This window comes from Ruegeria sp. BHSB196 (assembly GCF_059613135.1).
This window is the reverse complement of record NZ_JBXWRY010000012.1, coordinates 12,733-37,256: the sequence shown is the minus strand read 5'-3', so window position 1 is coordinate 37,256 and position 24,524 is coordinate 12,733. Positions and strand designations below refer to the sequence as shown.

Annotated in this window: 27 protein-coding genes; 19 read left to right on the top strand and 8 right to left on the bottom strand. The window is 64.7% G+C overall.

From position 1 onward, the window contains the following. Positions 1–70: 70 nt before the first annotated feature. The 5 genes from AC2FNJ_RS08735 (at position 71) to rarD (ending at position 4,658) form a co-directional block, all read left to right on the top strand. On the top strand, positions 71–721 hold the full coding sequence (locus tag AC2FNJ_RS08735) for a histidine phosphatase family protein (protein WP_496763839.1): 651 nt from the start codon (positions 71–73) through the stop codon (positions 719–721). A gap of 12 nt (positions 722–733) precedes the next feature. Then, the gene (locus AC2FNJ_RS08730) at positions 734–1,348 is read left to right on the top strand and encodes a glutathione S-transferase family protein (protein WP_496763838.1); all 615 of its coding nucleotides are present in this window, start codon (positions 734–736) and stop codon (positions 1,346–1,348) included. Positions 1,349–1,362: 14 nt separating this feature from the next. Then, on the top strand, positions 1,363–2,418 hold the full coding sequence (locus AC2FNJ_RS08725; protein ID WP_496763837.1) for a saccharopine dehydrogenase: 1,056 nt from the start codon (positions 1,363–1,365) through the stop codon (positions 2,416–2,418). 3 nt (positions 2,419–2,421) lie between these two features. After that, positions 2,422–3,564, top strand: a complete 1,143-nt coding sequence (locus AC2FNJ_RS08720) for a saccharopine dehydrogenase family protein (protein ID WP_496763836.1) — start codon at positions 2,422–2,424, stop codon at positions 3,562–3,564. Between the two features lie 185 nt (positions 3,565–3,749). Next, positions 3,750–4,658 carry an EamA family transporter RarD gene (gene rarD / locus AC2FNJ_RS08715; RefSeq protein ID WP_496763835.1) on the top strand — a complete coding sequence of 303 codons (909 nt, stop codon included), beginning with the start codon at positions 3,750–3,752 and terminating at the stop codon, positions 4,656–4,658. Here the strand turns inward: rarD and AC2FNJ_RS08710 are convergent. Together AC2FNJ_RS08710 and AC2FNJ_RS08705 are read right to left on the bottom strand one after the other, a co-directional pair. Then, on the bottom strand, positions 4,649–5,362 hold the full coding sequence (locus AC2FNJ_RS08710; protein WP_496763834.1) for an SGNH/GDSL hydrolase family protein: 714 nt from the start codon (positions 5,360–5,362) through the stop codon (positions 4,649–4,651). The genes rarD and AC2FNJ_RS08710 overlap by 10 nt on opposite strands. A 2-nt stretch (positions 5,363–5,364) precedes the next feature. Beyond that, on the bottom strand, positions 5,365–5,775 hold the full coding sequence (locus AC2FNJ_RS08705) for a nuclear transport factor 2 family protein (RefSeq protein WP_496763833.1): 411 nt from the start codon (positions 5,773–5,775) through the stop codon (positions 5,365–5,367). A 95-nt stretch (positions 5,776–5,870) separates the two neighbouring features. Here AC2FNJ_RS08705 and AC2FNJ_RS08700 point away from each other — a divergent pair, with 95 nt between their 5' ends. Both AC2FNJ_RS08700 and AC2FNJ_RS08695 read left to right on the top strand, forming a co-directional pair. After that, positions 5,871–6,518 carry an RluA family pseudouridine synthase gene (locus AC2FNJ_RS08700; protein ID WP_496763832.1) on the top strand — a complete coding sequence of 216 codons (648 nt, stop codon included), beginning with the start codon at positions 5,871–5,873 and terminating at the stop codon, positions 6,516–6,518. A gap of 184 nt (positions 6,519–6,702) precedes the next feature. Further along, complete coding sequence (locus tag AC2FNJ_RS08695; RefSeq protein WP_496763831.1) at positions 6,703–7,137, top strand: glyoxalase superfamily protein; 435 nt, start codon at positions 6,703–6,705, stop codon at positions 7,135–7,137. Between the two features lie 63 nt (positions 7,138–7,200). Here AC2FNJ_RS08695 and AC2FNJ_RS08690 read toward each other — a convergent pair whose 3' ends face one another. Next, positions 7,201–8,640, bottom strand: coding sequence for an aldehyde dehydrogenase family protein (locus AC2FNJ_RS08690; RefSeq protein WP_496763830.1), 1,440 nt, complete (start codon positions 8,638–8,640; stop codon positions 7,201–7,203). A gap of 218 nt (positions 8,641–8,858) precedes the next feature. Between AC2FNJ_RS08690 and AC2FNJ_RS08685 the strand changes: the two genes are divergently transcribed. After that, on the top strand, positions 8,859–9,512 hold the full coding sequence (locus AC2FNJ_RS08685) for a peroxiredoxin (protein ID WP_496763829.1): 654 nt from the start codon (positions 8,859–8,861) through the stop codon (positions 9,510–9,512). On the opposite strand, the gene AC2FNJ_RS08680 is transcribed toward AC2FNJ_RS08685, so the two are convergent. From AC2FNJ_RS08680 to dapB, 4 genes are all read right to left on the bottom strand, one after another. Then, entirely contained in the window at positions 9,509–10,225 is a 717-nt protein-coding gene (locus AC2FNJ_RS08680; RefSeq protein WP_496763828.1) for a glycosyltransferase family 25 protein, read from the bottom strand. The genes AC2FNJ_RS08685 and AC2FNJ_RS08680 overlap by 4 nt on opposite strands. Positions 10,226–10,417: 192 nt before the next feature. Further along, positions 10,418–10,681, bottom strand: a complete 264-nt coding sequence (locus tag AC2FNJ_RS08675) for a nuclear transport factor 2 family protein (RefSeq protein WP_496763827.1) — start codon at positions 10,679–10,681, stop codon at positions 10,418–10,420. Positions 10,682–10,790: 109 nt separating this feature from the next. Further along, complete coding sequence (gene pnp / locus AC2FNJ_RS08670; protein WP_496763826.1) at positions 10,791–12,941, bottom strand: polyribonucleotide nucleotidyltransferase; 2,151 nt, start codon at positions 12,939–12,941, stop codon at positions 10,791–10,793. Positions 12,942–13,195: 254 nt separating this feature from the next. Then, the gene (gene dapB / locus AC2FNJ_RS08665; protein WP_496763825.1) at positions 13,196–14,005 is read right to left on the bottom strand and encodes a 4-hydroxy-tetrahydrodipicolinate reductase; all 810 of its coding nucleotides are present in this window, start codon (positions 14,003–14,005) and stop codon (positions 13,196–13,198) included. A gap of 91 nt (positions 14,006–14,096) precedes the next feature. Here dapB and rbfA point away from each other — a divergent pair, with 91 nt between their 5' ends. From rbfA to rpsO, 6 genes are all read left to right on the top strand, one after another. Then, entirely contained in the window at positions 14,097–14,492 is a 396-nt protein-coding gene (gene rbfA / locus AC2FNJ_RS08660) for a 30S ribosome-binding factor RbfA (protein ID WP_496763824.1), read from the top strand. Further along, a complete protein-coding gene (locus AC2FNJ_RS08655) occupies positions 14,489–15,226 on the top strand; it encodes a phosphodiester glycosidase family protein (protein ID WP_496763823.1) in 738 nt (245 codons plus the stop codon). Before rbfA ends, AC2FNJ_RS08655 begins: the two co-directional genes overlap by 4 nt. Before the next feature lie 110 nt (positions 15,227–15,336). After that, the gene (gene truB, locus AC2FNJ_RS08650; protein ID WP_496763822.1) at positions 15,337–16,242 is read left to right on the top strand and encodes a tRNA pseudouridine(55) synthase TruB; all 906 of its coding nucleotides are present in this window, start codon (positions 15,337–15,339) and stop codon (positions 16,240–16,242) included. Between the two features lie 45 nt (positions 16,243–16,287). After that, a complete protein-coding gene (locus AC2FNJ_RS08645) occupies positions 16,288–16,809 on the top strand; it encodes a DUF1643 domain-containing protein (protein ID WP_496763821.1) in 522 nt (173 codons plus the stop codon). Between the two features lie 85 nt (positions 16,810–16,894). Then, on the top strand, positions 16,895–17,920 hold the full coding sequence (locus tag AC2FNJ_RS08640) for a calcium-binding protein (RefSeq protein WP_496763820.1): 1,026 nt from the start codon (positions 16,895–16,897) through the stop codon (positions 17,918–17,920). Between the two features lie 143 nt (positions 17,921–18,063). Continuing rightward, positions 18,064–18,333, top strand: coding sequence for a 30S ribosomal protein S15 (gene rpsO, locus AC2FNJ_RS08635; protein ID WP_496763819.1), 270 nt, complete (start codon positions 18,064–18,066; stop codon positions 18,331–18,333). 147 nt (positions 18,334–18,480) lie between these two features. On the opposite strand, the gene AC2FNJ_RS08630 is transcribed toward rpsO, so the two are convergent. Next, the gene (locus AC2FNJ_RS08630; protein ID WP_496763818.1) at positions 18,481–19,596 is read right to left on the bottom strand and encodes a THUMP domain-containing class I SAM-dependent RNA methyltransferase; all 1,116 of its coding nucleotides are present in this window, start codon (positions 19,594–19,596) and stop codon (positions 18,481–18,483) included. A 288-nt stretch (positions 19,597–19,884) separates the two neighbouring features. Between AC2FNJ_RS08630 and AC2FNJ_RS08625 the strand changes: the two genes are divergently transcribed. From AC2FNJ_RS08625 to nqrE, 5 genes are read left to right on the top strand one after another with little or no spacing between them, the layout of a single operon-like run. Further along, on the top strand, positions 19,885–21,228 hold the full coding sequence (locus AC2FNJ_RS08625; RefSeq protein ID WP_496763817.1) for a Na(+)-translocating NADH-quinone reductase subunit A: 1,344 nt from the start codon (positions 19,885–19,887) through the stop codon (positions 21,226–21,228). A 5-nt stretch (positions 21,229–21,233) separates the two neighbouring features. After that, on the top strand, positions 21,234–22,442 hold the full coding sequence (locus AC2FNJ_RS08620; RefSeq protein WP_496763816.1) for an NADH:ubiquinone reductase (Na(+)-transporting) subunit B: 1,209 nt from the start codon (positions 21,234–21,236) through the stop codon (positions 22,440–22,442). Beyond that, positions 22,435–23,250, top strand: coding sequence for a Na(+)-translocating NADH-quinone reductase subunit C (locus AC2FNJ_RS08615; RefSeq protein ID WP_496763815.1), 816 nt, complete (start codon positions 22,435–22,437; stop codon positions 23,248–23,250). The genes AC2FNJ_RS08620 and AC2FNJ_RS08615 overlap by 8 nt, the downstream gene beginning before the upstream one ends. Then, positions 23,250–23,903, top strand: coding sequence for an NADH:ubiquinone reductase (Na(+)-transporting) subunit D (locus AC2FNJ_RS08610; RefSeq protein ID WP_496763814.1), 654 nt, complete (start codon positions 23,250–23,252; stop codon positions 23,901–23,903). The genes AC2FNJ_RS08615 and AC2FNJ_RS08610 overlap by 1 nt, the downstream gene beginning before the upstream one ends. Continuing rightward, on the top strand, positions 23,903–24,511 hold the full coding sequence (nqrE, locus tag AC2FNJ_RS08605; RefSeq protein WP_496763813.1) for an NADH:ubiquinone reductase (Na(+)-transporting) subunit E: 609 nt from the start codon (positions 23,903–23,905) through the stop codon (positions 24,509–24,511). Before AC2FNJ_RS08610 ends, nqrE begins: the two co-directional genes overlap by 1 nt. Positions 24,512–24,524: the final 13 nt, after the last annotated feature.

The window sequence follows — 24,524 nt, the reverse complement described above, 5'->3', positions numbered from 1 at the left end:
TGCCATGACCGGACCCTCTGGCCCCCGGCGGCGTCCTGACCTATGACTGCCCGGCATAAAGGAGCGGTGCATGTCCCACATCACTTTGGTGCGTCATGGTCAGGCAAACACCGAGGCGCGCGACGAAGCAAGCTATGACCGGCTCAGCGATCTCGGCCACCAACAGGCGCGATGGCTGGGGGCACATCTGCTGGAAACCCGCGCGCACCACCCCCGCGCCTATTGCGGAACGCTCACCCGGCATGTGGAAACGGCGGCGAGCATGGGGCTCGTGGATCCGATCCGCGACCCGCGCCTGAACGAGATAGAGTATTTTGCGCTGGCCAAGCTGTTCGAGGAACAGCATGGCGTCGAAATCCCGATGGACCGTGAAGGGTTCGTCGAACACCTGCCCATGACCTTCGAGGCCTGGGCCCGCGGTGAAATCAAGAATCCGCCCGAGACGTTCGCCGAGTTCGAGGCGCGGGTGTCCCAGGCGCTGCGAGACATCGGCACCGAGGGCGGACCGGCCATCGTCGTGACCTCGGGCGGGCTGATTTCCATGGTCGTCAGGCAGGCGATGGGCCTCGACATTCCCGCCATGGCACGGGTCGCCCTTGCCATCATGAACACGTCGATGCATCGTCTCTATCCGATCGGAACGCATCTCAGCCCGGTTCTGTTCAACGCGGTCCCGCATCTTGAATCGCCGGACCGGCAATTCGCCCAGACCCATTTGTGAGGGAACGCCTTGATGCAACTCTACTATGCACCCCGCACCATCTCGGTGGCCGTTGCAATCGCCCTGGAAGAGACCGGTCTGGACTATGAAGCCATCCGCATCGACTTTTCCAGCGCCGAGCAGACCAAGCCCGCCTACAAACAGATCAACCCAAAAGGTCGGGTTCCGGCCCTGGCCGTTGACGGGGGCATCCTGACCGAAACCGGCGCATTGCTGGATTTCATCGCCGCAATGGCCCCAGACGCCGGCCTGGTGCCCGAAGACCCGGTGATGGCGGCGCGGATGCGCGAGGTGATGTATTACCTTGCGTCCACCATGCACGTGAACCACGCCCACAAGCTGCGCGGCGCGCGCTGGGCCGACAAGAAGGCCAGTTGGGCGGACATGACCGCCAAGGTTCCGGAAACCATGACCGCCTCGTGCGCCTACATCGAGTCGAAAGGGCTGCGCGGCCCCTTCGTTCTGGGCGACCGCGTCAGCGCGGCCGATCCCTATCTGTACGTCGTGTGCAGCTGGCTCGAAGGCGATGGCGTCGATGTGTCGGCCTTCCCGAAAATCCTGGCGTTTCGCGAAGCGATGGAGGCGCGCGCCTCGGTCCGGGCGGTCAAGGCCGCCGGAATGCTCTGACACAAGGACGAACGATGACACATCTCTGGGTTCGGGCCGAACAGCGCCCAAACGAGGAACGGGTTGGCCTTACCCCCGAAGGCGCCGCGCAACTGATCGCGGCGGGTGTGAGGGTCACGGTCGAGGAAAGCTCGGCCCGTGCCATACCGATCGACGGGTACCGGTCGGCCGGCTGCGAGATCGCGCCCGAAAACAGCTGGCCCGATGCACCGGCGGAGGCGATCATATTCGGCCTCAAGGAATTGCCCGAGGATGCCACACCGCTGCCGCACCGCCACATCATGTTCGGCCATGCGTTCAAGGGTCAGCATTCGGGCCGCGCGCTGCTGCAGCGGTTCAAGGCCGGAGGCGGTACGCTCTATGACCTGGAATATCTCGTGGACCCCGACGGCCGCCGGGTCGCCGCCTTTGGCTATTGGGCCGGCTATGCCGGTGCGGCGGTCACGCTCAAGACCTGGGCCGCGCAGCAGCGGGGGGAAGTCTGCCCGCCGGTCGGCGTCTATCCCGGCAAGGAAGCCTTGATGGCGGAACTGACCGCCGAGCTGGACGCCACCGGCACTCCGCGACCGCACGCCATCGTCATCGGGGCGCTGGGCCGTGTCGGAACCGGGGCTGCGGATTTGTGCGAGGCCATGGGAGTCGCGGTGACAAAGTGGGACATGGCGGAAACTGCAAGCGGCGGCCCGTTCCCGGAGATTCTGGACCATGAACTGTTCCTCAACTGCATTCTTGCGCGCCCAGGCACACCGGTCTTCGTCCCCCTTACCGCGTTGAGCGCCCCGCGCCGGCTGAGCGTCATCGGTGACGTGGCCTGCGATCCGGACAGCGACTACAATCCGGTGCCGGTCTATGACCGAGCCACCACCTGGGATCAGCCTGCCATGCGCGTGGCCACCGACCCGGTGCTGGACGTGATGGCCATCGACAACCTGCCGTCGATGCTGCCCGTGGAAAGCTCCGAGGATTACGCTGCGCAACTCTTGCCGTCGCTCCTGACGCTGACCGACATGGAAAGCGGGGTGTGGGCGCGGGCGAAGGCCACGTTTGACACGCATATCGAAGGGATCTGAGAGATGACCATCCATTGGTGCGGCACCGGCTTGTCGGCCGTTCCCGGGTTGCGACGGCTGATCCAGGCCGGGTACCCTGTCACCGTCTGGAACCGGACGGTCGAAAAGGCAAAATCCGAGGTCGGGGATCTGACCGACGACATCCGGGCCTTCGACATCGACAGCCTTGCCGACGTGGTGGCGAAGGGCGACGTGATCGTGTCGATGCTGCCGGGCGACTGGCACGTGCCGCTGGCGGAACTGGCGATTTCGAAGGGCGCGCATTTCGTCTCGTCGTCCTACATCGCCCCGGAAATGCGCGCGCTCGACGACAAGGCGCGCGAGGCGGGTGTGGCGCTGGTCAACGAGGTCGGCCTGGACCCCGGAATCGACCACCTGATGGCCCATGCCTTGATGCACGACTACCGGGCGTCACAGGCGTTCGATCCGCAAAACCACCTGAGCTTCATCTCCTATTGCGGCGGCATCCCCAAAAACCCCAACCCGTTCCGGTACAAGTTCAGCTGGTCGCCGCTGGGTGTGCTCAAGGCGCTGGGTTCGCCCTCGCGCTCGATCCGGGACTACGCACCGCTTGATGTCGCCCGCCCATGGGATGCGATCACCACCTATGTCGCGCCCTTGCCGGTGCCCGAGAGCTTCGAGGTCTATCCCAACCGCGACTCGATCCCGTTCATGCAGGAATACGGGTTCGAAGATCATTGGCCGGTCCGGGAGTTCGTGCGCGGCACGCTGCGACTCAATGGCTGGGCGGATGCCTGGTCAGGGGTTTTCAGCGAAATCGAAACGCTCTCCGGTCCCGAAGGCGACGCGCGGCTCAAGGACATGTCCGACGAATTCTGGGCCGAGAACGCCTATGACGAAGGCGAGCCGGATCGCGTCGTTCTTTGTGTCGGCCTCAAGGCCGAACACGAGGGGCGCGAAGTCTGGCACAAGACCTATGTCCTGGATGCCTGGGGCGACGCGCGCGGCACCGCCATGGCGCGGCTGGTCTCGGTTCCGGTCTCGCTCGCCGTCGAGGCCGTTCTGAACCGCGCCATCCCGGCTGGCGTTCATGCAGCGCCCAGCGACCCCGGACTGGTCGCAGCCTGGATGCGTGAAATCGACAAGCTGGCCCAGCATCTGCAGATCGTCGATCACCTGGCCTGACACGATCCGGCCATCGCAGGCGCAACGCCTTGTGCAAGAACAGCACGACCCCGTGGGGGAAATTGGAACACTCCGGTTGTGACGGGCCGTCCATCAAGCCTGTTGATGGGGCGTCGCACAGATTCCGGCGTTTCCTTTGTGGTCGAACCTGCCATAAAGCCGCTGTGACCGCTCGGAGGTAAAGCATGGCGACCCGCACCGCCGAACCTGTCGAAAACGCCGATACGCCGCAGGGGCTGGCATTCGCCATTGCCGCCTATCTGCTGTGGGGTTTCCTGCCGATCTACATGAAGGCCCTGGCTCATATCCCACCGGCCGAGGTCGTGGCGCATCGGGTGATCTGGTCGGTGCCCGTCGCCGGCGCGCTGCTCATCGTCCTGCGCCGGACGCGCGAGTTGCGCGCGGCGCTGGTCGATCCGCGTATGCTGGTCATGGGCTGCGTGACCGCCGCGCTGATTTCCGTCAACTGGGGCGTCTATGTCTGGGCCATTGGATCCGGAAACGCGCTGGACGCCGCGCTCGGCTATTACATCAACCCGCTCTTCAGCATTGCGCTGGGCGCTCTCTTGTTGCGCGAACGGCTGACCCCGGCACAGCTTGTCGCAATCGCCCTTGCGGCGGCAGCGGTCATTGTCCTGACGATCGACGCCGGACGCCTGCCCGTGGCGGCGGTCGCTTTGACCTTGAGCTGGGGTTTCTATGCCTTCTTCAAGAAATCCCTGCCCATCGGTCCCAACCAGGGATTTCTGCTCGAAGTGCTGATTCTCTCCGTTCCGGCACTGGGATACGTAGCCTACCTTGGCCTGAACGGCACCAGCCATTTCGGCGGTGCGGCATTCGATACCTGGCTGCTGCTGGGATGTGGGTTGGTAACGGCGATCCCGCTGATCGTCTATGCCAACGGCGCCAAGCTGTTGCGCCTCTCGACCATCGGCATATTGCAATACATCGCTCCGACCATGATCTTCCTTACCGCGGTTTTCGTCTTTGGAGAAACGATGGACCGCGCCCGGATGATCGCCTTTCCCATGATCTGGGTCGCCTTGGTGATCTATTCGATCCCACTGGTCCGGCAGATGCGGACTCAGCCCTGATCCAGGATGAGCTGCGCCAGGTGTTGCGCCCACAGCGCGTAGGCGCGCGGGCTAGGATGGTAGCCGTCGGGAGCTGCAAGCGCCGGATCATCCGGAAAATCCAGAGCAAGATGGCGCACCTGCGGAAAACCGGCGACCACCTCCTGCAATCCTTGATCGAGCCGCGCGGCCTGCCGTCCGAGAACCCAGGCCAAGGGCTGCGGCAGAGCCGGAAACCGGTCCATTTGCGGTACGCCGGTAACGACGACCCGCCGCGCACCCAGCCGTCCGGTGAGAACCCGCATCAATTCCCGCTGCCGCGCCATGAAGCGCGCTCTGGTCGTTCCGCGCGTCACATCGTTGACGCCCAGCGCCGTCACAACCACGTCGAACGGGCCTTGGATCGTCCGGAGCCGCTCCAGCGCGTCTTGCGTGGTGTGTCCGGTTGTCGCCTCGAGCCGCCATTCGACCGCATAGCGCCGGCCAAGCCGTTGCACGATCTGCCCGGACAGCGCCTGAGCCTGCGTGCCCGCGCCAACACCCGCGGCCGAACTGTCGCCGGCGATCAGCAACCGCAGGCGCGGTCCGACACCGTCGCGCCCGTCGCGCGGTCCGGTCGGTTCGGGCAGACACAATGCCCTGCGGCGCACGCTCAGGCCTTGCACGGCGAGCACCGGCAACAACGGAACCCGCAATATCTGATCGACGGCGATCGGGCCGGGCATCGTCAGGAAAGCGCCTCCCGGTACTTCAGGAAACGGGCATCGGTCATCACCCGCGCGTTCATCGCGTCACGGAGCGCCCCCACGGTCTTGTAGGGCCGCATCACAACCTCGAAATCCTGTATCAGCCCGGTCTCGTCCAGCGTGATCAGATCAACGCCCACGGCGTCCAGATCGCCCACCCTGCATTGGAACTCCAGCGCCCAGTCACGGCCCGCGCCCATGACCCGGCGATAGCGGAAGTCGGAGAACACCCGGCCCACATGGCCCAGAACCGCGGCGACAGGTTCGCGCCCGGTCCAGGTCTTCCAATAGGTAGGCGGCCGGAAACGGACGTCCTCGGCCAGCAGCGCATGGATCTGCGTTTCGTCGCCCTTGGCAACGACCTCCTTCATCTTTTCGATCGTCGGGTGCATGTTCTGTCCTTTCCGTTGCCGCGAGCGTTGCGGAACCGGTCACGCTCCGCAAGCGCGACGTTGCGGGAACGCGGCCGCTGCGCTAGGCACCCCCTATGAACGAGACCTACGATCCCCCGCAAACCCCGCTGGACGTGCTTTATGAAGATGCGCAGTTGATCGTGGTCAACAAACCTTCGGGCCTGTTGTCGGTCCCGGGAAAGGGGGCGCATCTTTCCGACTGCATGCTGGCGCGGGTTCAGGCGGCCTTCCCTCAGGCGCTGCTTGTGCATCGGCTGGACCGGGACACCTCCGGCGTGATGGTCTTTGCCCAGACCCCGCACGCGCAGCGGCATCTGGGGCTGCAGTTCGAAAAGCGGCAGACCAAAAAGACCTATGTCGCGCGTGTCTGGGGGCGGATGGAGCCCAAGACCGGCACCGTCGACCTGCCGCTGATCGTGGACTGGCCGAACCGCCCGCGCCAGATGGTCTGCCACACGTCGGGAAAGCCGGCGGTGACCGACTGGCGCGTGGTGAAACACGAAGGCGATACGACCCGTGTCCGCCTGTTTCCCATGACCGGGCGTTCGCATCAGTTGCGTGTCCACATGCAGGCCCTGAACCACCCCATTCTGGGCGACCCGTTCTATGCGACCGGCGCGGCGCGCAACTTCCCGCGTCTCATGCTGCATTCCGAGGAGTTGCGCCTGAAGCATCCCGAAGGCGGGGTGTCGAAGAAGTTCCGCGCACCGGCGGAGTTTTGAGCGGCGGTTGACAAGCTCAGGCGGCGCTCCTACCTAGGTCGTCGGTTCGGGTCTCCTGCCGCTCGCGGCCCTTTGGCTTTGGTGAAACCCGGTTGATCGAACATCTGTTGCCCTTTCCCGGCGCGCGGATGGCAAGGCGAGCCCCGTCCAATATTCGCGCCCGTTCATGGAAACGAGGCAAGACATGACACAGATCCGAAACATCGCCCCCGTGGGCGAGCTGAAAGTACAGGCAAAGCGCCTGCGCGAGAAACTGCGTGGCGCGGGCGTGGCCCTGAGCCATGCGCAATCGCTTGAGATGATCGCCCATCAGCACGGCGCGCGCGACTGGAACACGCTGCACGCATTGGCCGGAAACCGGCTGCACCTGAAGGTCGGAGATCGCGTGCAGGGCACCTATCTGGGCCAGCCCTTCACCGGAGAAATCCGCGGCCTGACGATGCTGGGCGACGGTGCGCAGCGGCGGATCACGCTGCAGTTCGACACCCCGGTCGACGTGGTGACCTTCGACAGCTTTTCGGCCTGGCGCCAGCGCGTCAGCGGTCAGATCGGCTGGGACGGGCGGTCGACCCGCCACACCTCGAACGGCGAGCCGCATCTGGTGGTGCGCCCGGCCTGACGCAAACGGGGCAAGGTGCCTGTCCGCGCCTTGCCCCGCAGTTTGTGCGTTCCGGGTCCGGGGTTATTCCGGGGTCCAGCCGCTGACGGCCTTAACCTCCAGGAAGTCCTCCAGACCCCAGACACCGCCTTCGCGCCCGTTGCCGGATTGCTTCATGCCGCCAAAAGGCGAACCGGCGGCCCGCGACTGGCCGTTCATCTCGACCATGCCCGAGCGCAGTTGGCGCGCCATGCGATTGGCGCGGGCGCCGTCCTGCGTCTGGACATAGTTGGTCAGGCCATAGGGCGTGTCATTGGCGATCTCGATGGCCTCTTCCTCGGTGTCGAAGGGGATCATCGTCAGGACCGGGCCAAAGATTTCCTCGCGCGCGATGGTCATCTGGTTGTTGGCGTCGGCAAACACGGTGGGGCGCACGAAATAGCCTTTGTTGAACCCTTCGGGCCGACCGGGACCGCCGGCGACCAGGCGCGCACCCTCGTCGATGCCTTTCGTGATCAGGGCCTGGATCTTGGTCCATTGCAGCTCGTTCACGACGGGGCCGATATGGCGGCCTTCCTGCATCGCCGGGCCCACGGTGACCTTGCCCGCCACCTCGGCCGCGGTTTCTACCGCCTGGTCATAGATCGGGCGCTGCACCAACATCCGGCTGGGCGCGTTGCAGCTCTGGCCGGTGTTGTTCATCATGTGCAGCACGCCGCGCTTGACCGCCTTGTCATCGGCATCGGCAAAGATCACGTTGGCGCCCTTGCCGCCCAGTTCCAGATGCACCTTCTTCAGCGTGTCGGCGGCGTTCTTGGAAATCGCCGTGCCCGCGCGGGTCGAGCCTGTAAAGCTGACCATGTCCACGTCGGGGTGGCCCGAAAGTTGAGTGCCCACGCCGGCCCCGTCCCCGTTCACGAGGTTGAAGACACCGGCGGGGAAGCCTGCCTCGTGCATCATCTCGGCAAAGATCATCGCGTTCAGCGGGCTTTGCTCGGACGGTTTCAGAACCATGGTGCAGCCCGCGATGGCCGCTGCGCCCACCTTCAGCGTGATCTGGTTCATCGGCCAGTTCCACGGGGTGATCAGAGCGGCCACGCCGACCGCCTCATAGATGATCCGGTCATTGGGGGCATGGTCGCCCAGGGGGCGTTCGAACTGGAAGTTCTTGGCCGCACGCACGAAATTCTTCAGGTGCCAGATCCCGGCGCCCACCTGCTGGGTGCGCGACATGTCGATGGGTGCGCCCATCTCGGTCGACATTGCCTGCGCCAGATCCTCGGCGCGGGTGGGGTAGATCTCGATCAGCTTTTCCACCAGCGCGATCCGCTCGGCCACCGGCGTGGCCATCCAGCCCGGCAGCGCCGCCTTGCCCGCCGCCACGGCCGCATCGGTGTCGGCCTGCGAACCCAGCGAGATCACCGTGCAGGGCTCCTCGGTCGAGGGGTCGATGACGTGGAAATCATTGGGCTGGCTGGGGGCGACCCACTGGCCGTTGATGTAAAAGTCGCGTTTCTCGATCATGACGTGTCCTCTTGATCCGCATTCATTCGACCGCTCGGTCGGTTTTCCGGGGCACTCTGTCACCGCAAATCCCGCAGGGCAAGGCAATTCTGGAAATTTGATCAAATCACCGACCGCGCGAAATTTCCCCCACCGCCGCATCAAAGGTTTAACCTGAGGGCAAAGTGATTAGGTTGGCAGCAACCGAGTCGGATTTTTCACAGGAAAGGAGATGCATCATGGGTTTGCGCATCAACGATACCGTCCCCAATTTCACCGCTGAAACGGATCAGGGCACCATCCAGTTCCACGACTGGATCGGCGACAGCTGGGCGATCCTGTTCTCGCACCCCAAGGATTTCACTCCGGTCTGCACCACCGAGTTCTCGGCCGTGGCGCAGTTGAACGACGAATGGGCCAAGCGCAACACCAAGGTGATCGGCGTGTCGGTGGACAGCGCGGAAGATCACAAGAACTGGAAAAAGGACATCGACCAATACGGCAACACCAGGGCGGGGTTCCCCATCATCGCAGACAAGGAACTGGCGGTGTCCAAGGCGTTCGACATGCTGCCGGCCGAATACTACCTGCCGGACAACCCCACTCCGATGGACAGCCAGACGGTGCGCACCGTGTTCATCATCGCGCCGGACAAGACTCTCAAGTTGTCGATGACCTACCCGATGAATGTCGGTCGCAACTTTGCCGAAGTGCTGCGCGCCCTCGACGGGCTTCAGACTGCGGCCAAGGAAAACGTGGCGACGCCAGCCAACTGGAGCCCGGGCGACGACGTGGTGATACCGGTTGCCGTCAGCGACGAGGAAGCCAAGGCCAAGTACGGTGACTTCACCACCCACTTCCCCTACCTGCGCACCACCAAGCTTCCTGGCTAGGGTTTTTGGGGGCGCACGTGCAATTGCGCCCGATACCAACCGCGCTTGATTTCCCGCCCCAGTTTTTTGCTGGGGCGGATCTTTTTCTGGATGGTCGATCCGCCGATCTGCGCTGCAACTTCGCGATTCCTGGTGCCCAGCAGGGCATGAACCGGCTGACCGGTGATCCAGTGCATCTGCAGGAACGTGTCCACCGGGCGGTCCATGCGATCCGTGGCGGCCAGAAGGCGCCGCGCGGCGTTTCGCCCGACCACTTGGCAGACACATTGCAGGCCGATGATCCGCGGAAGGATCAGCTTCAGGCCCGCCCGCTCCTCCAGAACCAGCGCAGGCACTTCCCGCTGTTTGACCGGCAGTCGGATGTAATGATCGGGCGTGGCGTGGTCGCGCAGCAGATGCAGAGCCTCGCCAAACCTTTCCGGGTCGATCCCCAGATCGTCCTCGGCGATGATCGCCAGATCGATGCCGTCCTCCACCAGCTTCCGCCACAGCCGCCGGTGGCTTTCAAAAACGCCGATTTCGGTCGGGCGCAGGGGAAAGGGATAATGCGGCCGGTGCAGGGTGCCGTCAAAAACCTCGACTCCGCCGATCTGATCCGGATCTCGGCCGTTGACCGCTTCGAACAGTTCGGCGTCCGGCAATTCTCGGCACAGCCGTTCGGCGTTCGGGCGGCGCGCGGTGCTGGAAGACATGTGGATGACGAAGGAGCGCATGGGCCATGCTTAAAGCACGGCTACCGGGTTCGGAAGACCGGCCGAAGCCCTGTATGCCCTAGATGTCCGAATTTTGCAGGCGCGCAACGATTTGCCGTCCGCGTCAGCGAACGTCGGGTGACGAGAAATCCGATCGGACCGCAGCCGTATCGTAGATGATGCGGACCGAGGAGAACTTGCTCAGATCGTCGGTCAGGTCAAAAAGATCGACGCATTCGATCGTTGCGGGCCGGCCGTTTCCCACTGTCCGGGTGTAGTCAAAATGAACCGCGGCATGGGTGGGATCCGCAGCACGTTTGCATAATACGCGCGGGCCGGTTGCGGCCCGGAGATTGGCGAGGTCGCCGTTGCGTCCTCGGAAAATAGCGCCTCGAACGCGGTCAGATCCCCCTGATCGATGGCAGCGAGATAGGCCCTGCACAATGCTTCGATCTTCGAGACCTGATCCGCGTCCATCCGCGTTCCCTTCCGGCGCCTTCGTTGTAGCAGGCCCCGATGTGCGGGTCCGCCGAAAAAAAGACCCCGGCACACGGCCGGGGTCTTGGAAAACAGGAAAGCAGGCGGGTTACTCCGCGCTTGCTTCCTTCTTTTCCTTCTTCTCGGGAACGATTTCCTCGCCGGTTTCCTGGTCGATGCATTTCATCGACAGGCGCACCTTGCCGCGATCGTCAAAGCCCAAGAGCTTGACTTTCACTTCCTGACCTTCCTTCAGAACGTCCGACGGATGGTTCAGGCGGCGGTTCTCGATCTGGCTGACATGCACCAGCCCGTCGCGCTTGCCGAAGAAGTTCACGAAGGCGCCGAAATCGACGATCTTCACGACCTTGCCGGTATAGACCTGGCCTTCTTCGGGCTCGGCCACGATCGAGTGGATCATGTCATAGGCTTTCTTGATCGATTCGCCATCGGGCGAGGCAATCTTGATCACGCCGTCGTCGTTGATATCGACCTTGGCGCCGCTGGTTTCCACGATCTCGCGGATCACCTTGCCGCCCGAGCCGATCACTTCGCGGATCTTGTCGGTCGGGATCTGCATGGTCTCGATGCGCGGGGCGTGGATCGAGAACTCGGCGGTCTCGCTCAGCGCCTTGCCCATCTCGTTCAGGATGTGCAGACGGCCGTCCTTGGCCTGGGCCAGGGCTTTCTCCATGATCTCGGGGGTGATGCCCGCGACCTTGATGTCCATCTGCAGCGAGGTGATCCCGTTTTCGGTACCTGCCACCTTGAAGTCCATGTCGCCCAGGTGGTCTTCGTCACCCAGGATGTCGGTCAGAACCGCATAGGAGCCATCCTCTTCCAGGATCAGGCCCATGGCCACACCGGCCACCGGCGCCTTGAGCGGAACGCCCGCATCCATCATCGACAGCGAGCCGCCGCAGACCGATGCCATCGAGGACGAGCCGTTCGACTCGGTGATCTCGGACACCACGCGGATGGTGTAGGGGAAGTCGGTCGGAGCCGGCAGAACCGCCTGCAGCGCGCGCCAGGCCAGCTTGCCGTGGCCCACCTCGCGGCGGCCCGGAGGGCCAACGCGACCCACTTCACCAACCGAGTAGGGCGGGAAGTTGTAGTGCAGCAGGAAGTTCGACTTGAAGTTGCCATGCAGCGCATCGACGAACTGCTCGTCATCGCCGGTGCCCAGCGTGGTCACGGCCAGCGCCTGGGTCTCACCCCGCGTGAACAGGGCCGACCCGTGCGTGCGCGGCAGAACCGAAGTCTCGGCCACGATCGGGCGCACGTCGGTGGTCGAGCGGCCATCGATCCGCTTGCCGCCCTTCACGACGTCGCCGCGCAGAATCGACGCTTCGAGCTTTTTCATCGCCGAGCCGAGGTTTTGGTCCTCAAGCTGTTCCTCGGTCAGTTGCTCCTTGATCGCTTCGCGGGCGGCGGCCACGGCCGCAGTCCGCTCTTGCTTGTCGGTGATTGCAAAGGCGGCGCGCATCTTGTCCTCGCCCGCAGCCTTGACGGCCCCGTAAAGCTCCGAATAGTCCGGCGGCGAGAAGTCGAACGGTTCCTTCGCGCATTCTTCGGCGAAGGAAACGATCAGGTCGATCACCGGCTGGATCTGCTGATGCGCGAAAGTCACCGCGCCCAGCATCTCGGCTTCGGACAGTTCGTAGGCTTCGGATTCGACCATCATTACGGCGTCCTTGGTGCCGGCCACGATCAGATCCAGGCGCTGTTCGGGGTTCAGGCGCAGATCCTGCATGTCGTCCACGGTCGGGTTCAGAACGTATTCGCCGTCGGTGTAGCCCACGCGGCAGCCCGCGATCGGCCCCATGAACGGCACGCCCGAAATGGTCAGTGCGGCCGAAGCGGCGATCATCGCAACGATGTCGGGATCGTTGACCAGATCGTGGCTGAGAACGGTGCACATCACCAGCACTTCGTTCTTGAAACCGGGCACGAACAGCGGACGGATCGGCCGGTCGATCAGGCGCGCGGTCAGCGTTTCCTTTTCGGTCGGGCGCGCCTCGCGCTTGAAATAGCCGCCCGGCACCTTGCCGGCGGCATAGTATTTCTCTTGATAGTGCACGGTCAGCGGAAAAAAGTCCTGACCGGGCTTCTGTTCCCGGGCATAAGTGACCGCGGCATGGACCGTGGTTTCCCCGAGGGTGGCAACAACCGACCCGTCGGCCTGACGGGCAACCTTGCCGGTTTCCAGTGTGAGCGTTTCCTCGCCCCACTGCATTGATTTCGTCGTTACATCAAACATTTGCGTATCCTAGATGGGAGCGCTCCCGGCCCTCCGGGTCTCCCGTTTTCGTGGCGGCCCCATTGCCGCCGACCCCTCTCATCTTTCACTCGAGTGCCGGGGTCATGGCACAACGTCTCAGATGGAGCGCCAATACAGGAGTTTTGGAGGGATTGGAAGCGGCAACCGCATTCCCGAGCAATGGCCTTTGGATGTTTCGCTTGCCGGTGTCCACTGACAAGCCACTTGAACACCCGGGCCGGGGCAGGCGGGGGCTACAGCCCCAGCACGTCCACCATGTCATACTGGCCCGGCGCCTTGCCTTGCCCCCAAAGCGCCGCCTTGAGCGCGCCGCGGGCAAAGATGGCGCGGTCGGTCGCGACGTGGCGCAGCACGATCCGCTCGCCGGGCGCGGCGAACAGCACGTCATGCTCTCCCACGATGTCGCCGCCCCGAATGGCGTGAAAGCCGATGTCGCCGCGTTTGCGGGCACCGGTGATGCCGTCGCGGGCGCGGTCGGAGACCTCGGCCAGGACCACGCCGCGCCCCTCGGCGGCGGCCTCGCCCAGCATCAAGGCGGTTCCCGAGGGCGCATCGACCTTGTGGTGGTGGTGCGCCTCGATCACCTCGATGTCGAAATCGGCGTCCAGCGCCGCCGCCACCTTGCGCGTCAGTTGCACCAGCAGGTTGACCCCGAGGCTCATGTTGCCCGCCCGCACGATCACCGCATGACGCGCGGCCGGTTCAAGCGCCGCGATCTGCGCCTCGGTCATTCCCGTGGTGCCGATCACGTGCACGCAGCGTGCCTGGGCGGCCAGTTCCGCGAAACCCAGCGTGGCCTCGGGCGCGGTGAAGTCGATGACGGCCTGCGCCCTGGCGAAGGCTTCGAGCGGATCGTCGGTCACGGCCACGCCCAAAGGCTGGCCGCCCATCGCCTCGCCCACGTCCCGGCCGATCCACTCATGCCCCTCGCGCTCGACGGCGCCGACCAGGCGCGCCCGGTCGCTTTCGGTCACGGTGCGTATCAGCATCTGGCCCATCCGGCCGGAAGCTCCGGTGACGACGATGCCGGGAATATGGGTCATGGCGCAGGTTCCCCCTGGAAATCGACTCGGTGCCTCCTACCCGGTTCGCGACCGCTTGGCAAAGCCCCGCTTTGCGCTTAGATCGGGATTCATGGCTAAGAACAAGTTCCACGACGGCCCCGGCCCTTCGCAGCGTCAGCTTCGCGTCGGCGAACTGATCCGCCGCACGCTCTCGGACGTGCTGGCGCGCGGTGACGTGCATGACCCGGATCTGAACCGGCTGTCGATCACCGTGGGCGAGGTGCGCACGTCGCCCGATCTCAAGATCGCCACGGCCTATGTTCTGCCGCTCGGCGGCAAGGGGCAGGAGGACGTTCTCCAACTGCTGGCCCGCAACAAGGGTGAGCTGCGCCGGGTGGTCGGACGCAAGGTCGGTTTGAAATTCGCACCCGATCTGCGCTTCCGGCTCGACGAGACCTTCGACCGGCTCGACGAGACGCGGCGCATGTTCGAACAGGACGCGGTGCGCCGCGATCTCGACGAGTGATCCGGTCGCTTTCGGCTCTGGCGTTGGCCGTGTCGGCCACCGCGGCCGTCGCGGTGGAATGCCGTGATCTGACCCATCAGGGCAACCGGTTCACGATATGCGAAGTGGACGCTAGCGCCGAAGACCTGCGGCTGTTTCTGAACGACGACCAGGGCGCGCTGCTCGGGCAGTTCTCGGCAGTGGACGACTTGCTGGAATCCGACGGCAAGCGTCTGTCCTTTGCGATGAACGCGGGCATGTATCACGACGACCGCTCGCCGGTGGGGCATTATGTCGAAAACGGCGACGAACAGATGCGGGTGATCACCAATCCCGGTCCCGGCAATTTCGGGTTGCTGCCCAACGGCGTGTTCTGCATCCGCAAGGGCCGCGCCGACGTGATCGAGACCCTGCACTTCGTCGAGACCGCGCCAGATTGCCGGTTCGCCACGCAGTCCGGTCCGATGCTGGTGATCGACGGCGCCCTGCATCCGCGGTTTCTGCCCGACTCCACCTCGCGCTACATCCGCAACGGGGTCGGGACGAGCGCCGACGGAACCCGCGCCATCTTTGCGATTTCACGGGACTACGTGACCTTCCACGAATTCGGCAGCCTGTTCCGGGACGTGTTGGAAACACCCAACGCGCTCTATTTCGACGGCAACATCTCGCGCCTTCATGCCCCGCAGATCGGCCGTTCGGATGCGGGCTTTGCCCTTGGCCCGATCGTCGGCGTGGTGGAAAGCCGGGACTGACCGCGCGTCCGGTGCGGCGGCATCGCCTTCGTGACCCGCAAGCCTCGGCAAATTGACAGGGCCCGGCCGATCCGCTAGGTCGCGCGCCTCGGCAAAAGACAAGGTGCTTCATGGGACGCAAACGCAAGGGCCGTGACATTTCCGGTTGGCTGGTCGTGGACAAGCCCGCGGGCATGACTTCGACCGCCGTCGTCAACAAGGTGCGCTGGGCCTTCGACGCAAAAAAGGCCGGTCATGCAGGAACGCTCGATCCCGATGCCACCGGCGTGCTGGCCGTTGCTCTGGGCGAGGCGACCAAGACCGTCCCTTATGTCACCGACGCCCTCAAGGCTTACGTGTTCACTGTCCGGTTGGGTCAGGCCACCAATACCGACGATGCCGAGGGCGAGGTGATCGCAACCAGCGACAGACGCCCCGGCGACGACGAGATCAAGGAGGCGCTGCAGCCGTTTCTGGGCGAGATCATGCAGGTGCCGCCCAAGTTTTCCGCCGTCAAGATCGACGGCCAGCGCGCCTACAAGCTGGCCCGCGACGGCGCGGAGCCGGAACTGGAGGCGCGCCCGCTCTGGGTCGAAGAACTGATCCTCGTGGACCGGCCCGATCCCGATCACGTCGTCCTGGAAATGATCTGCGGCAAGGGCGGTTACGTGCGTTCCGTCGCCCGCGATCTCGGTGTGGCGCTGGGGTGTTTCGGTCATGTCACGTCCCTGCGCCGCATGTGGTCCGGCCCGTTCGACGCCAAGGATGGCCTGAGCATCGCGCAGATCGACGAACTGGCCCGGACGCCCGCGCTCGACACCCATCTGCGCCCGCTCGAAGACGGGTTGGTGGATCTTCCGGAGCTGAAATGCACGCCCGAAGGCGCGGCGCGGCTGCGTCACGGCAATCCGGGGATGGTGCTGGCGGCCGATGTCGAATACGGCGACGAAGCCTGGGCGTCGTTCGACGGCAGGGCCGTGGCCGTGGGTGTCTACAAGGCCGGTGAACTGCATCCCAGCCGGGTGTTCGCCACCTGACAGGTCCGGGTTTGCGTGCGCCGCGCGATGCGTTAGAGACACCCCATGATCACCCGCTCGCATACCAAGGGCGATGCGCCCTCGACCGCCGTCTATTCCGATTGTGAACGCTACCGCTACAGCCTCACGCGGGTCTGGGATTCGGCCGGTCGGCGGGCGCTGTTCGTGATGCTGAACCCCTCGACGGCGACCGAGGTGCAGAACGATCCCACGGTCGAACGCTGCGAACGGCGCGCCAGGGCGCTGGGCTTTGGCGCGTTCCAGGTCACCAACATCTTTGCCTGGCGCGACACCGATCCGCGCCGGATGCGCGCCGCGCCTGATCCGGTGGGGCCGGAAAACGACGCGGCCATACTGGCCGGCGTGGACTGGGCCGATCAGGTGATCGCCGCATGGGGTACCCATGGCGCCCACATGGGCAGGGGACCGGCGGTCGCGCGGCTTTTGCGGGGCACGGGACGGCCGTTGTTCCACCTCGGACTGACCAGGGACGGGCATCCCAAACACCCCCTCTACATCGCCTATACTCAACAGCCCGAACCCTGGCGCATGTGCACGGATCGTTAACCAGTCGTGCAGTTGGGTTTTGACCGAACCTCTTGAAACATGGGATATTTCCCGTGGGCGGGTATTTGGCTTTCGGAGGTTGGGGATGTTCCTGTTCGCAAGTTTGCTCGGGCTGGCGGCGGTCGGCGGCATGGCCTTCATGGTCGGCGGGGCTTCTGCAACCGACGATGAAGACCTGATAGACGGGTCTGCCGAAGACACGGCAGAGGAGGACGCGCCGACCGGTGATCTGCTGCTGATCGAAGACAGCGATGCATTTCCCGACCCAGAAGCCCCTAAGCCCGATACAGGGACAGTGATCAGCGAGTTCGACGGCAATCGCGTTGTCGCGGGGGATGCGGGCGACGATTTCATGCGTGGCGGCGACGGCAACGACCAGATCAACGGTTATGCGGGTGACGACACCATCGACGGGAGCCTTGGCAATGACACGCTGTTCGGTGCCGAGGGGGATGACGTGCTGCGCGGCGGCGGCGGCGATGACGAGATCCATGGCGAGGACGGGCAGGACCGGATCGCCGGGGATGACGGTGACGACGCGCTGCACGGTCATTTCGGCCGTGACGACCTTCGGGGCGGCGATGGCCGTGACACGCTGTTCGGCGGTCAGGATGGCGACCGGCTGCTGGGCGAGGGCGGTGAAGACGCGCTGCATGGCGGGGACGGCGACGACCTTTTGTCCGGCGGTGAGGGGTCCGACACGCTGTTCGGCGGCGACGACAATGACACTCTGTCGGGCCGCGACCCGGACGGGGCCGCGACCACGGACTATCTGAATGGCGGAGCGGGCAACGACACGATCCTTGCAGGCGATGCAGATATCGTGTCCGGGGGCGCGGACGGCGACGATATCTTGTTGGAGCCGGAGCAGATCCAGAACGCTGTGACCGTCATGGATTTCGAACCAGGCGCAGATCGCCTGCTGGTGACATGGGACGAGGCCGGGGAACCGGAAATCGGAATCGAGCCCGATGCCCAGGACGAGACCCTGACGCGCATCCTGGTTGCGGGGCAGGAAATCGCGCATCTGCACAGTTCGGGGCCGGTCACGGTGGAGGATATTCTGCTGGTTCGCGAGGCGGATCTGCCGCGGTTCGGCCTGGACGCCTGACGCGGCAAAAACCCTTTGCCAATCGCGGCAAAACTGCCTATACGCGCCCATCCGTCCCGGAATCGGGGCGGCACTCTCCATGGGCCTGCGCTGGACGACATCCCGGCCTGCGCCTGCAACGCCAACCTTCGAAGGAGACCCCGATGTCGATCACTGCTGAAGAAAAAGCGCGTGTAATCAAGGAGTTCGCGACCAAGGACGGCGACACCGGCTCGCCCGAAGTCCAGGTCGCCATCATGACTTCGCGCATCAACACGCTGACCGAACACTTCAAGACCCACAACAAGGACAACCACGGTCGTCGTGGGCTTTTGAAGATGGTGGCGCATCGCCGCAAGTTGCTGGACTATCTGAAAGGCAAGGACGAGGCGCGGTATCAGGATCTGATCAAGCGTCTGGGCATCCGCCGCTGAGCGGGATTTCGTCCGGTTTGTACCGACCCCGGAACCGGCTTGTGCCGTTTTGTACGCCCGCCACTCGGCGGGCGTTTTCCTTTGCCGGGCGCTTGCGCGTCCCCCTGACCCACATGCACCGGACCGGCGCGGTGGCTTGACCCCGGTTCAACCCAGTGGCCCGGTGCGGTAGAGGCGGATCTTGGTGCCGCCGTGATCGACCACCGGGCCGGGCGCGGTCAGCGGCAGGCGGGTCGCCCGAGCGAGACCTGGACTTGCGGTCACCAGACCGACGCGCCAGCCCTGGAACCGCTCGGACAGAACCTTTCCCAAAGATCCATAAAGCGCGCGCAGCCGCTTTTCGTCGCCGATGCGCCCGCCATAGGGCGGGTTGACGATCACCAGTCCGGGCGGACCGGGGGGCGGTTTCAAGGCGCTGACGCTGCGCTGCTCAAACCGGGTGATCGCCGCGACGCCGGCGCGGGCGGCGTTGGTCCGGCCGGCCTCGATGGCGCCGGCGTTGCGGTCGGACCCGTGGAACAGCAGATCGACCTGGTGTTCCGAACGGCCGGCCTTCATCGCGCGCCACGCCTCGGGATCGAAGGTCGCCAGGTGCTCGAAGGCGAAACCTCGGACGCGGCCGGGGTCGAGGCCGAGAGCGATCTCGGCCGCTTCGATGACAAAGGTTCCCGAGCCGCACATCGGGTCGAGCACCGGCTCGGTCCCGGCATAGCCGCATTCGCGCAGGAACATCGCGGCCATCGTCTCGCGCATGGGGGCCTTGGCGACAGCCTCCTTGTGGCCGCGCTTGTGCAGGGGCTCGCCCGAGCTGTCGACGGAAAAGGTGCAGAGATCCTTTTCGATCCGCAGCATGACCCGCACCTGCGCATCGGAGGAAACCGGCGCGCCGAGCGTTTCCGCGATGGCGGTCTCGACCCGCTGCCGGGCCGCGCCGGCATGGTAGATGCGGGATTTGCGGCTGGCCGCCTCGACGCGCACCGGCACGTCGGGCCTCAGCACGTCGCCCCAGGGAAACCTGCGCGCCCGCTTGTCGAGCTGCGCCAGGTGAACGGCCGGAAACGCGCCGATGCGGACCAGAACCCTGTTCGCGCCGCGCAGGTGCAGGTTGGCCCGCCAGACCTCGGACCAGTCGCCGCGACAGGTCACGCCGCCGGGAACCGCGCGCGGTTCGGCAAAGTTCCTTTCGGCGGCTTCGGCCCTCAGCGGCTCTTCCAGGCCGGGCGTGGCCACCAGAAACAGGTCGAGAATTTCCCCCTGGGTCATGGCGGCTGCATATACCGCGGGCGGGTGCGGCGCGAGGCGAAATTGCGCCGGATGCGGCACATGGCGGTTAAAATCGACGCACCGGACGGATTTTGGGCGGTAACGGGTTTGCCTTTGAGGACATCCCCGCGTAAAGGGACCGTGACCAAGGCACCCCCTGCGGATTCCGGTCGCATTCTGGCGGATTTGCCGGTTGATCGGCGGCGACTTCCGGGTATCTGCGGTGCCGACGCGGACCAGCTGGGGACAGGCTGGCATGGGAACAGGGCTCGAAAAGAACGTAGCGACATGCAAACTTTCAAACTGAAAAAGGGGCTGGACCTGCCGGTTGAGGGTGCGCCCGAACAAAAGATCCATCCAGGGCCGGAATTCGGAAGCGTCGCCGTTCTGGGCGCCGACCATGTCGGTCTCAAGCCCCGGATGCTGGTGCAGGAAGGCGATACGGTGCAGCGCGGCACGCCGCTGTTCTGCCACAAGGATGTGCCCGAGGCGATGATGGTCGCCCCGCTGAGCGGCCGGGTGGTGGCCATCAACCGCGGGGCGCGGCGGGTTCTGCAGAGCGTGGTGATCGAGATCGGCGACATCAACGATGCGGGCCTGGATTTCTCGGGCGTCGGTGACGCGGAAACCGCCGAAGGGGTGACGGCGCGGCTGTGCGCCGCCGGATTGTGGACATCGTTCCGGACCCGGCCCTATTCCAAGATGCCGGTGCCGGGCAGCGCGCCGCAGGCGATCTTTGTCACCGCCATGGAGAGCGAGCCGCTGGCCCCCGATGCGGCGCTGATCATCGCGGATGCGGGCGAGGCGTTTGCCGCCGGTCTGGCGGCGGTGTCGAAACTGACCGAGGGCAAGACCTATCTGTGCCAGAGGGACGGCGACGCCATTCCCGGCGCCGATTTGCCGGGGGTCGAGGCGGCGGCGTTTTCCGGTCCGCACCCGTCGGGCCTGGCCGGCACCCATATCCATTTCCTGGAACCGCCCAGGGCCGATTCTCAGGTCTGGACCATCGGCTATCAGGACGTGATCGCGATCGGGCGCCTGATGCAGAGCGGGCATCTGGACCCCAACGTCGTGATCGCCCTGTCCGGCCCCGAGGCGCGCCAGCCGCGCCTGATCCGCACGGTCATGGGCGCCTCGACCGACGATCTGACCCGCGACGAGATCAAGTCTGACGGGCCGATGCGGGTGATCTCGGGCTCGATCCTGTCGGGCCGTCACGCGGAGGGGCCGGGGGCCTATCTGGGCCGTTTCGCCCGGCAGATTTCGATCATCCGCGAGGATCGCGAGCAGATCCCGCTGGGCTGGATCCGGCCGATGCCGTCGAAATACGCGGTGCAGCCGGTTCTGGGCTCGGCCTTTGCCCGCAAGCTGTATGCGTTCACCAGCAATCTCAACGGCGGCCGCCGGGCCATGGTGCCCACCGGCACCTTCGAGCAGCTGATGCCGCAGGACTATCTGCCGACACAGCTGCTGCGGGCGCTGCTGGTGATGGACACCGACACCGCGCAGGCGCTGGGCGCGCTGGAACTGGACGAAGAGGATCTGGGCCTTGTCGGCTTTGCCTGTCCGGCCAAGTACGAATACGGGCTGGCGCTGCGCGACTGCCTGACCAAGATTGAGAAGGAGGGCTGAGCCGGATGGGTCTGCGCAGCTTCTTTGACCGGATCGAGCCGCATTTCACCAAGGGCGGCCGCTACGAAAAGCTCTTCCCCATCTACGAGATGGTCGAGAGTTTCATCTATACGCCCAAGACCGTCACCACGGTCGCGCCGCATGCCCGGTCCTACGTGGATATGAAGCGGATCATGACCTATGTCGTGATCGCCACCATCCCCTGCATCCTGTGGGGGATGTGGAACACCGGCTATCAGGCCAACTCGGCGCTGGCGGTGATGGGCCCCGAGGCGGCGACCGGCTGGCGGATCGCGCTGTTGCAGATGTTCGGCATCTCGCTGGACCCGGCCAGCGCCTTTGGCAACCTGATGCACGGGTTCCTGTATTTCCTGCCGATTTACGTCACGACGCTGGTCGCCGGCGGCATCTGCGAGGTGATCTTTGCCACGGTGCGTGGGCATGAGGTGAACGAGGGCTTTCTGGTCACGTCGATGCTCTACACGCTGATCCTGCCGGCCACGACGCCGCTGTGGCAGGTGGCGCTGGGCATCATGTTCGGCGTGGTGATCGGCAAGGAGGTGTTCGGCGGCACCGGCAAGAACTTTCTCAACCCCGCGCTGGTGGGCCGGGCGTTCCTGTATTTCGCCTATCCGGCCTACATGTCGGGCGATGCGGTCTGGACGCCGGTGGACGGGTTCTCGGGCGCGACCGCGCTGGGGGTGTCGGCGGCCGAGGGCTATCAGGCGCTGGCCGCGGACGGCATCACCTGGTGGAACGCGTTCTTCGGCACCATCCAGGGCAGCTTTGGCGAGACCTCGACCCTGGCCTGCATGATCGGGCTGGCGTTTCTGCTGATGACCCGGATCGCCAACTACCGCCTGATCGTCGGCTGTCTGGCGGGAACGATCGTGTTCACCTGGCTGCTGAACCTGATCGGATCGGACACCAACCCGATGTTCGCGATGCCGTGGTACTGGCACCTGGTGCTGGGCGGCTATGCCTTCGGGCTGGCCTTCATGGTGACCGAGCCGGTCTCGGCCAGCCACACCAACATGGGCCGCTACATCTATGGCGCGCTGATCGGAGTGATGGTGGTGCTGATCCGCGTGCTCAACCCGGCCTTTCCCGAGGGCATGATGCTGGCCATCCTGTTCGGCAATGTCTTTGCGCCGCTGATCGACTATTTCGTCGTGCAGGCGAACATCAAACGGAGGGCGCGTCGCCATGTCTGACACGCAAACCCCCGAACCCAGGGGCGCCATCGCCCGGTTCCTGGCGGCTTCGCCGGATTCGGTGGGCAAGACCATCCTTGTCGCCGTGGCCGTGTGTCTGGTGGCCTCGATGATCGTCTCGGCCGCCGCGGTCAGCCTGCGCCCGGTGCAGGAGGCCAACCGGCTGAAGGACAAGCAGGTGAACGTCCTGCAGGTGGCGGGCATCTACGAGCCGGGCCTGGATGTCAGCGAGGCCTTCGCGGCGTTCGAGCCGCATGTGCTGGAGCTGGCGACCGGCGCGTTCGTGGACGACCGGTTCGATCCGGCCACGTTCGACGATCTGGCCGCCGCCAGCGATCCCGAACTGAGCGTCGCGCTGGACAACGATCCGGCGGGGATCGGCCGCAAGGCGAAATACCGGGTGATCTATCTGCTGCGCGACGAGGCGGGGGCGCTGGACAAGGTGATCCTGCCGCTGCACGGCTATGGGCTGTGGTCCACGCTCTATGGCTTCATCGCGCTGGAGAACAACGGCAACGACATTTTCGGTCTGCAGTTCTACCAGCATGGCGAAACACCGGGTCTGGGCGCCGAGGTGGACAATCCGCGCTGGAAGGCGCTGTGGAGCGGCAAGAGGCTGCGCGACGAGGCGGGCGATCTGCAGATCTCGGTGTCCAAGACGCAGCCCGCGGCCGGACCCGAGTTCCACATTGACGCGCTGGCCGGGGCAACGCTGACCACCGTCGGCGTGGACAATCTGGTGAAATTCTGGATGGGGGATGCGGGCTATGGCCCGTTCCTGGCCAGGCTGCAAGCAGGAGAGATCTGATGTCCCAGACAAGGAAACAGCTTCTGGTCGATCCGCTGGTCGATAACAACCCGATCACGCTGCAGGTGCTGGGCATCTGTTCGGCGCTGGCGGTGACGTCGTCGCTGCAGGTGTCGATGGTGATGGCGCTGGCGGTGATCTTCGTCACCTCGTTCTCGTCCTTCTTCATCTCGTGCCTGCGCAACCAGATTCCCGGCTCGATCCGGATCATCGTGCAGATGGTCATCATCGCCTCGCTGGTGATCCTGGTCGATCAGATCCTCAAGGCCTATGCCTTCGAGATCTCGAAAACCCTGTCGGTCTTCGTCGGCCTGATCATCACCAACTGCATCGTCATGGGCCGGGCCGAGGCGTTCGCGATGAAGAACCCGCCGGTCGCGTCCTTCATCGACGGGCTGGGCAACGGCATGGGCTACGGCCTGATCCTGATGCTGGTCGGGTTCATCCGCGAACTGTTCGGGTCGGGGTCGCTGTTCGGCGTCGCCATCCTTGAAACGGTGAACAATGGCGGCTGGTACGTGCCCAACGGGATGCTGCTGCTGCCGCCGTCGGCGTTCTTCATCATCGGGCTGATCATCTGGGCCTTCCGCACGTGGAAGCCGAACCAGGTCGAGGAACGGGAATACAAGATCCAGCAGGTAGAGGCGCACTGATGGAAGGTCTCATCTCACTGGCCGTCAAGGCCATCTTCGTCGAAAACCTCGCGCTCAGCTTCTTTCTCGGCATGTGTACCTTCATCGCCGTCAGCAAGAAGATCTCGACCGCGCTGGGCCTGGGCATTTCGGTGATGGTCGTGCAGACGATCACCGTGCCCGCCAACAATCTGCTGCTGAACTACCTGCTGAAACCGGGGGCGCTGGCCTGGGCCGGGTTTCCGGATGTGGATCTGACCTTTCTTGGCCTGATCACGTATATCGGCGTGATCGCGGCGATGGTGCAGATCCTGGAGATGATCCTGGATAAGTACTTTCCGCCGCTCTACAACGCGCTGGGCATCTTCCTGCCGCTGATCACGGTGAACTGCGCCATTCTGGGCGGGTCGCTGTTCATGGTCGAACGCGACTATGACTTTGCCGAGGCGGCGACCTATGGCCTGTCCTCCGGTTTCGGCTGGGCGCTGGCGATCACCGCGATGGCGGGCGTGCGCGAAAAGCTGAAATATTCGGACATTCCGGATGGGCTGCAGGGGCTTGGCATCACCTTCATCACCGCGGGGCTGATGGCGATGGCCTTCATGTCCTTCTCGGGCGTGAAACTCTGAAGGGGGCAGGGGC